This window comes from Nostoc sp. NOS(2021), assembly GCF_017115025.1.
Classification (GTDB): domain Bacteria; phylum Cyanobacteriota; class Cyanobacteriia; order Cyanobacteriales; family Nostocaceae; genus Nostoc.
Window position 1 is genome coordinate 1 of sequence record NZ_JABXKM010000299.1, and the last position, 7,530, is coordinate 7,530.

The 7,530-nt window shown below is 42.2% G+C and carries 7 protein-coding genes; all 7 read right to left on the reverse strand.

What is annotated here, in order from left to right:
- Positions 1 to 195: 195 nt before the first annotated feature.
- The 7 genes from HWQ41_RS29185 to nuoH all read right to left on the reverse strand — a co-directional run bounded on the left by HWQ41_RS29185 (position 196) and on the right by nuoH (position 7,300).
- On the reverse strand, positions 196 to 1,821 hold the full coding sequence (locus HWQ41_RS29185) for a glycosyltransferase family 39 protein (protein ID WP_292770822.1): 1,626 nt from the start codon (positions 1,819 to 1,821) through the stop codon (positions 196 to 198).
- A gap of 385 nt (positions 1,822 to 2,206) precedes the next feature.
- Positions 2,207 to 2,998 carry a GNAT family N-acyltransferase gene (locus HWQ41_RS29190; protein WP_292770815.1) on the reverse strand — a complete coding sequence of 264 codons (792 nt, stop codon included), beginning with the start codon at positions 2,996 to 2,998 and terminating at the stop codon, positions 2,207 to 2,209.
- Between the two features lie 484 nt (positions 2,999 to 3,482).
- Positions 3,483 to 4,403 (reverse strand): NAD(+) kinase, encoded by a 921-nt coding sequence (locus tag HWQ41_RS29195; protein WP_292770816.1) that lies wholly within the window; start codon positions 4,401 to 4,403, stop codon positions 3,483 to 3,485.
- A gap of 6 nt (positions 4,404 to 4,409) precedes the next feature.
- Entirely contained in the window at positions 4,410 to 4,715 is a 306-nt protein-coding gene (gene nuoK / locus HWQ41_RS29200) for an NADH-quinone oxidoreductase subunit NuoK (RefSeq protein WP_006199065.1), read from the reverse strand.
- Positions 4,716 to 4,775: 60 nt separating this feature from the next.
- Positions 4,776 to 5,390, reverse strand: a complete 615-nt coding sequence (locus HWQ41_RS29205) for an NADH-quinone oxidoreductase subunit J (protein ID WP_292770817.1) — start codon at positions 5,388 to 5,390, stop codon at positions 4,776 to 4,778.
- A gap of 119 nt (positions 5,391 to 5,509) precedes the next feature.
- Positions 5,510 to 6,094, reverse strand: a complete 585-nt coding sequence (gene ndhI, locus HWQ41_RS29210) for an NAD(P)H-quinone oxidoreductase subunit I (protein ID WP_292770819.1) — start codon at positions 6,092 to 6,094, stop codon at positions 5,510 to 5,512.
- An 87-nt stretch (positions 6,095 to 6,181) separates the two neighbouring features.
- Positions 6,182 to 7,300 carry an NADH-quinone oxidoreductase subunit NuoH gene (gene nuoH, locus HWQ41_RS29215; RefSeq protein WP_292770821.1) on the reverse strand — a complete coding sequence of 373 codons (1,119 nt, stop codon included), beginning with the start codon at positions 7,298 to 7,300 and terminating at the stop codon, positions 6,182 to 6,184.
- Positions 7,301 to 7,530 lie beyond the last annotated feature (230 nt).

The window sequence follows — 7,530 nt, forward strand, 5'->3', positions numbered from 1 at the left end:
TGCGGCTCTGCCGCAAGTCAACAGGCGGCAGCCCTCCCATTAGGCATTAAGAGTCAGAGACTAGGAACGAGACAATCTCTAAAAGCTGGTTATAGACTCGTTTTTACGTTAAGTTGACACCAATGAGCATTGCTGTGCCCCTAGATTACCACACTAGAAACTGGCAAATAACTTATTATTAGATGGGATATTACGTTAGCGCAACTTAGGAGATTTAGCCAATTTCCAGACCGAATAATAGTTATCACTGTAAACAATATCTGTCTTTAATTTATACTTTTTTTCGATTTTTTCGCGCCAAGTGTCTGAAGGATTGAATAAAAACACATCAGTAAACACATTAGGAATTTTGGGAATTTTTTGGTTGTTCACCAACAGAAATCGCACTTTTGGTTCCAAAAGATAGCTCAGAGAAAAGACATTCCCATAATTATTGCCCAAAGCATCACTAATCAAAAGTGGGCGAGTCGTTTGATTGATGATTTGGGCAACTTGTGAATTGTCATAGCTCATACCCTTATTCCACCAAGTTTCTGCCTGGGAATTCACCTTAGAAGAAATCAGACCACAAATAATCACTAATGCCATGATTATGTGCCAAAGGCTCCGGCGTGACACACTCCCATTATATAGTTGCGTAGCTAGTAGGTAAGCAACAGTCACTTGGATTCCTAAATAAGATGGTATTAAATATGCTTCGGTAGATGATTGTATGCCCCCAGCAATTAAACTTGGCACTATTAGGGGTAGTGCTGGTACTACAATCAATGTGATGATAAAAAACCAGACTTTATAGTTAGTTGTTCTACAAATAAAATAAATTGAATATCCTACCAAAGTAAAAAAAATTGGTGTAATCAAATAATTCAGAGGATTGTCCAAGCTAATATCTATATCAAAAAAAATCCGGCTTAACAGCATTAATAAAAATGGCAATACAGGTATCAAAGATGACTGCATTGTTGTCTTATCTGCTGAAATCAAAAATTGAAAAAAGTCACCCAACACAATTGTGATCCAAGGCATGAAGGCTAAAAAAGCTACCAGTGATGTTAGCACGTAAGTTCTGACAGTTTGAGTTAACTGAAATTTGGCGGTGCTCATTACATAAATTCCGTGAGCAACTGCTACAAATCCACTCCAAAGAAATGTATAAAGACTGATGGCTAAAGTTACTGCATAAATGCTCCAGATAGCAAATAAATCTGATCGTTGTCGTTCTTTTACTAGCTCATCTTTATCTTGTGATTCCAGCCGCATTGCTCGCAGCAGAGACGCACTGGATAGTAATATGGTGACTAACCAGAGAATATATTCTTGTGCTTCTTGAGCATAAACTAGGTGAATTGGAGAAATTGCCATGAGTGCGATCGCTACACCAGGAACCGATAATGGCACATTAAATAATTCTCGGCATAGCCAATAAACACAAGGGAAAACCAGCAAACTAATGAAGGCAGATAAACTTCTAATCGCCGTCACCGAATTTCCAAAGATTTCCATCCACAATCTGGCTATTACGTAATACAACGGTGGATGCTGAGGATCTTCTTTTGCCAAAGTCATAATTGTGGCATTTAAGCTTTTTTCTGGATTTGCACCTTGAAACTGGGCAAAATTTTCTCTGCCAATGACACGATTATTAAAAAGTTGCTGTTTTGCTTGATTAATCGTGTAACCAGAAATCCGCAATGAGGTATAAGTTTCATCATGCCAGTAAACTTTGCCATCAAGGTTAAAAAAGCGAAACAATATACCCATCGCCAATAAGAAAATAATTAAAAATCGCAACCAACTCGGAGCAAATTTGAGATGGCGCATAAGTAGTTTTCCCAAGAAGTTGTCTAAAATAATCCAGTCAGGCAGGCGCACTGGATGAAGTGCGGCAGCTACGCCCGTCATAGACATCGCTAGTAATTATATCTGAACCTGTTCATCAGACATCGCCAACATACTTTAAGTGAGAGTCATCTGATTTGAAATATTGACAATAAATACCTCTCTTCTATTAAGTCTGAAAACAATTGCACAAGGTTGTATCAAATACGGCAAAACTGACCTTAGTTTTACAGCCAAGATGCAGATGTGGAGTAAGATATCATAAATATTTCTATTCTTACAGTCCGTGTGGTGCGCTAGCAAGAGCGCACCACACGGACTTTGTTCCTGTAGCTACGACTGAGCTTATTAGAACAAAAGAGAATTTTTACAAAATTTGGTAGCGCCATCTAGCAAAGTCTTTACTATTAGATATAGTTAAAAAATCAATAGTCTTAAACTGCGTATCAATAGCTGGAACACTGCATATTTTAGCTCCAATATTCAAGTATGCCTGCAAAATTTTAGGAATTTCAAAATTATATGGATCTGGAGAATTTTGAGGCATTTTTAGACAAGATTGTGAATTTGGATAAACTAAAATACTTGGATGCATCAAGCCATTCTGCTGAAAATAATCATAAGCGTAAGTAGCTTGCCAAGGACATTGTGTTAGTAATGATGCACAGCCAAAAAAATATTGGTTTCTACTCCAGATGAGATAATTTGCTAGCCCTTTCCATAGTAGTAAAAGTGCCTGAATGTTGCGGTATTCTTTAGCTATACATGCACGCCCAACTTCAACCGATGCCTGAAGCACAGAATTAGGAATCGCATTAAGATTAAATATATCGGCAGCATCAAAGCCTAGTCTTTTAGAAGCCATTGTATAGGTTTGCATCCGATAAGTTCCAATCGTTTTACCCGTTTGTTTGGAGATCAGGATTAAATGATGGCAAACCGCATCAAACTTATCTATATCCATCTGGGTAAAGTTAGAAGCAGAGAATCCTAAGCCTAGTTCAAGATTAAAAACTTCAAAGCGCAACCGAAAAATTGATTCTAATTCTGCTTCAGTTGACGCCAGCCGTAGGATATATTTTTCAGTTTGAAGGACGGGAAAATCTTCAATAGTGGGAAGATTCAGTGAGTAATTAATGTTGCGTCCAGAAACTTCCATCTATCTTTCTACTTAGATTTGCGAAAATATCATACTAGGATTTAGGCACTATACAAATAGCTCACATTATGCCTTAATGTGTCGAAGCGTAATTGAGACGGTTTTCGATAAAAGAACCTCAAGAAAGCTTATTTTACTCTCTTGAATTAGGGGTAGAGTGCTTTTATTATGGACATTAATTCCTAAAAAATCTGGCAATAAGATACAAAATTTTCCTTTGATCTACGCTATAAATACAAGTCATACCAATTCACACAAACCCTGATACATATTTATCGTAGGGGCACAGCATTGCTGTGCCCCTAGCAACGTATTTGTATGATTATTAAAGTGAAACGGTATCAGCAAACAAAGTCAAAATCAGGGCAGAAAGCCCCCGGATGAATCCAGGGGCTTGGATAATTTTGGTTGTGATGCTTGGGGCGATGCCTACGGCGGGCTACGCCTACGCAATCTGCGGTAAATGCACTCTAACAGGACTTAATCAATTACGATGATTATTGTTGTAGTGAACCCTTGTTCCTGCCCAAAGCAACTTCTCCCGCAGCGTCTGATAGTAGGAATTGTTCTCGCGCAAAATAATAAATTTAGCCCGACAATCTGCCATCCGCACATCAACGCGGTGTCCCGGCCAAATTGAAGTCCCTAAAACTCCATCTGTCCACAGCTTGGTACTCAGATCGTAATCCCCCAAAGGCCAAATACTCACCACAGAACCAGGGGGTAAAACGAGGGGGCGACTAGAAAGGCTCATTGCACAAATAGGAGTGATGGTAATCGCCTCCATACCATCGTGCATAATTGGCCCATTGGCAGAAACGGTGTAACCAGTAGAACCTGTGGGAGTAGCAATGATTAACCCATCCCCGACGTATTGATCGACTACCTCACCGTCGATTTCCATTTCCAGAATTGAGGTAATCATTCGATCAGCGGAGGCGGGTTTGACACAAAATTCATTCAAAGCCAGGTAACGCTCACTGACTGATTCTAAATTAGACCCATGACCCTCATACACCGCAGCTTGTAACATCATCCGCCGTTGGATAGCATAACGATCCTCAAACAGCCGATCCCAAACTTTCTCCGTATCCTGAAACTCTTCCACTGACTCAGTTAAAAACCCCAGATGACCTCCCACATTCACTCCCAGAATTGGGATGCCAGCTGGGGCTAAATGTCTGGCACCAGTTAAAACAGTACCATCACCACCAAGTACCAAAGCGAGATCGATTGGTTGAGCCGCCGAAGCCAAAAAGACTGGATAAGGGTTGTCTTTCGGCCCGCTAGGCCCCATCAACACCTGGCACTGGCGACTTTCTAGTTGTTTAGCACAGATTTCTGCCCATTCTTTACTCCGGGCATCCCGCGCTTTATAAGCAATGATTACCTGCTTGAGTTGCACGCACAATTACCACTTCAGGAGATTAAACTGCTCCATATCGACGGTATCGCGGTTGCGATAAATGGCAAGCACGATCGCTAAACCCACCGCCGCCTCGGCCGCCGCCACGGTGATCACAAATACTGTGAAAACCTGACCCTTAATTAATGTTGAGTCGAGGAAGTTGGAAAATGCCATTAAATTCAGATTAACAGCATTGAGCAATAACTCAATTGACATCAGCACCCGCACAGCGTTGCGGCTGGTAATTAAGCCGTAGATGCCGATGCAGAATAAAGCTGCTGCTAGTAATAAAAAGTACTGGAGTTGCATGAATCTGGGTATTCCTCCTCAAAAAATCTGGCTGTTTATCTGCGAATGAAGTCGCAAATCTTACTCTTTTGTTTCGCTGGTTGTTGATACCAGTTCTCTGGGGCGTTCTTGCAAAGTCAAAACAGTTTGCCGCAAATCGGATGGCGTTAGTTGGTCTGGCAAATACTCGCGACGTGCCAAAATAATTGCTCCTACCATCGCTATCAGCAGCAAAATGGAAGCCAGTTCAAAAGGCAATAAAAAGTCAGTGAAGAAATGTTCTCCTATCAAAACTATAGAACTTTCACCACCCACCACAGGAGCAGTTGAGTAGGCCCAAGGAGTAGCTAGCACCATCGTACTTAAAAGGCCAAACAATCCTACACTGACTATACCCGTTAGTACTTTCCGCACCCAAGAGTTAGGAAATGGTACAAAATCCTGCCGTTTGTTCACCAACATAATGGCAAACAAAATCAACACGTTAATCGCCCCAACATAAATTAGTATTTGTGCAGCTGCAACAAAATCAGCATTTAGCAACAGGTAGATTCCCGCTATGCTGATGAACACACCCCCCAGCATAAAGGCAGAATAGACGATGTTGGAGAACAGCACCACACCAATAGCTGCCCCAATCATCATCACGCCCAGTATGCCAAGCGATACAAACTGTACTCCTTCCGCTAGATTCACTGTTTTTTGTCCTTAGTCAATCAATTTTGGATTTTAGATTGCGGATTTTAGATTTTTCTTTCAATCTAAAATCTAAAATTTGCATGGTCATTGGTCACGAGGAAAAGGACAAATGACATTTATTTTTCCGTTTGTTCCACCAGGTCTTCTGGACGCGCACCTGCACGCGGCGCATCTGCGGGCACTCCATGCGGTTCGAGGACGCCCTTGGGTAGGTAAACTAGTTCGCGTAGTGGTGTAACCATTGGGTCATCTGTTACCTTATAGGGCAGACGACCCAGTGCTACGCTGTCATAGTTCAATTCATGGCGATCGTAAGTGGCAAGCTCATATTCTTCTGTCATGGATAGACAGTTAGTGGGGCAAAATTCCACACAATTACCGCAAAAGATACAAACTCCAAAGTCAATGCTGTAGTGGTTGAGTTTTTTCTTTTTGCTGGCTTTGTCGAATTCCCAATCGACTACAGGTAGGTTAATCGGACAAACGCGAACACAAACTTCGCAGGCGATACACTTATCAAATTCAAAGTGAATCCTACCGCGAAACCGTTCGCCAAGAATCAGTTTCTCGTAAGGGTACTGTACGGTAATCGGACGCCGCCGCATATGATCGAAGGTGACAGAAAGCCCCTGACCAATGTATCGCGCAGCTTGTACCGTTTCTTTGGCGTAATCACCAACTTGTTTTAGGAACTTTAGCATTTTGTGTCTCTCTCTTTTGGATTTTGGATTTTGGATTTTAGATTTCAGATTTAATCTAATATCTAAAATCTAAAATCTAAAATTGGCTTACCCGCCGAAGGCGAAGGGAAAGGCTAGTTTCAGCGCGGCGGTTAATAAAAGATTAACCAAACCAACTGGCAACAAAAACTTCCATCCTAAATCTAACAGTTGGTCAATCCGTACCCGTGGCACTGTCCAGCGCAACAGGATGGCGACAAACACTAGTAAATAGGCTTTGAACACGGTCATAATGATACCCAAAGCCGCAGTTATTATCTGGAATACGGGATTTACTTCACTGACTCCCACCCAACCAGCGATGAGGTTGAGGGGAAGGGGAAAGTCCCAACCGCCCAGGTAGAGAATTGCTACTAGTAAGGAAGAAAGGATCAAGTTGACGTAGGAACCCAGGTAGAACAGACCGAATTTCATACCTGAGTATTCAGTCTGATATCCGGCGACGATTTCTTCTTCCGCTTCGGGTAAGTCAAAGGGTAATCGTTCGCATTCAGCTAGGGCGGCGATCCAAAAGATCAAAAAACCGATTGGTTGTCGCCAAATGTTCCAGCCCAGGATGCCGTAGCCAGATTGTTGATTGACAATATCAACGGTGCTGAGGCTGTTAGACATCATAGCGATCGCTAACACCGCCAGCGCCAAAGGAATTTCATAACTAATAGATTGCGCTGCTGCCCGCAAGCCCCCTAAGAGGGAGTATTTGTTATTAGATGCGTAGCCAGCCATCAGCAAGCCAATGGGTTGAATGCTTGACAAGGCAATCCACAAGAATACGCCCATGCCCACATTGCTAATTACGATATTCTGCCCAAAGGGCACAATCAGGAACGACAGAAACACCGGAATTACAACAATAATTGGGCCGAGGGTAAACAGCCAGGGATCAGACTTAGCTGGTACTATATCTTCTTTAAATACCAACTTCAAACCATCCGCTACAGGCACCAGCAACCCAAAAGGCCCCTGGTATTCTGGCCCAATTCGCTGCTGTGCTGAGGCAGAAATTTTCCGTTCTAGCCAAGTAGCAACTAATACCCCCACTGTTGCCCCAATTAGCATCAGTATCATTGGCAGGGGCATCCAAATCGCTTTGGCGGTTCCTGCTGGTATACCTAAATCCCGGAGGGATTCAATAAAAGTTCCTTGGAGGTCAATTCCTGAATTCATGTTTCCGCTCTTTAAGACATCGAGTCATGGTGAGTTACAACTATTAGTTAAATTAATACCTGTAAATTCACCCATTTATAATTTTTGCTGCGATCGCGCCTGATTGAAGATTTGTTGCCAATTCCCATGCCTAGTATATCCTTGGATGGTTTGACCACCCTGAAGCGAGATGAGAACTTCTACTTATGGTTGGCATTGAGATTGGCTATTCAGGGGACTGGGGACTGGGG

Coding starts and splice junctions, on each gene's coding strand:
- HWQ41_RS29185 (WP_292770822.1), bottom strand. CDS start 1,821: ATGCGCCATCTCAAATTTGCTCCGAGTTGGTTGCGATTTTTAATTATT.
- HWQ41_RS29190 (WP_292770815.1), bottom strand. CDS start 2,998: ATGGAAGTTTCTGGACGCAACATTAATTACTCACTGAATCTTCCCACT.
- nuoK (WP_006199065.1), bottom strand. CDS start 4,715: ATGCAACTCCAGTACTTTTTATTACTAGCAGCAGCTTTATTCTGCATC.
- ndhI (WP_292770819.1), bottom strand. CDS start 6,094: ATGCTAAAGTTCCTAAAACAAGTTGGTGATTACGCCAAAGAAACGGTA.
- nuoH (WP_292770821.1), bottom strand. CDS start 7,300: ATGAATTCAGGAATTGACCTCCAAGGAACTTTTATTGAATCCCTCCGG.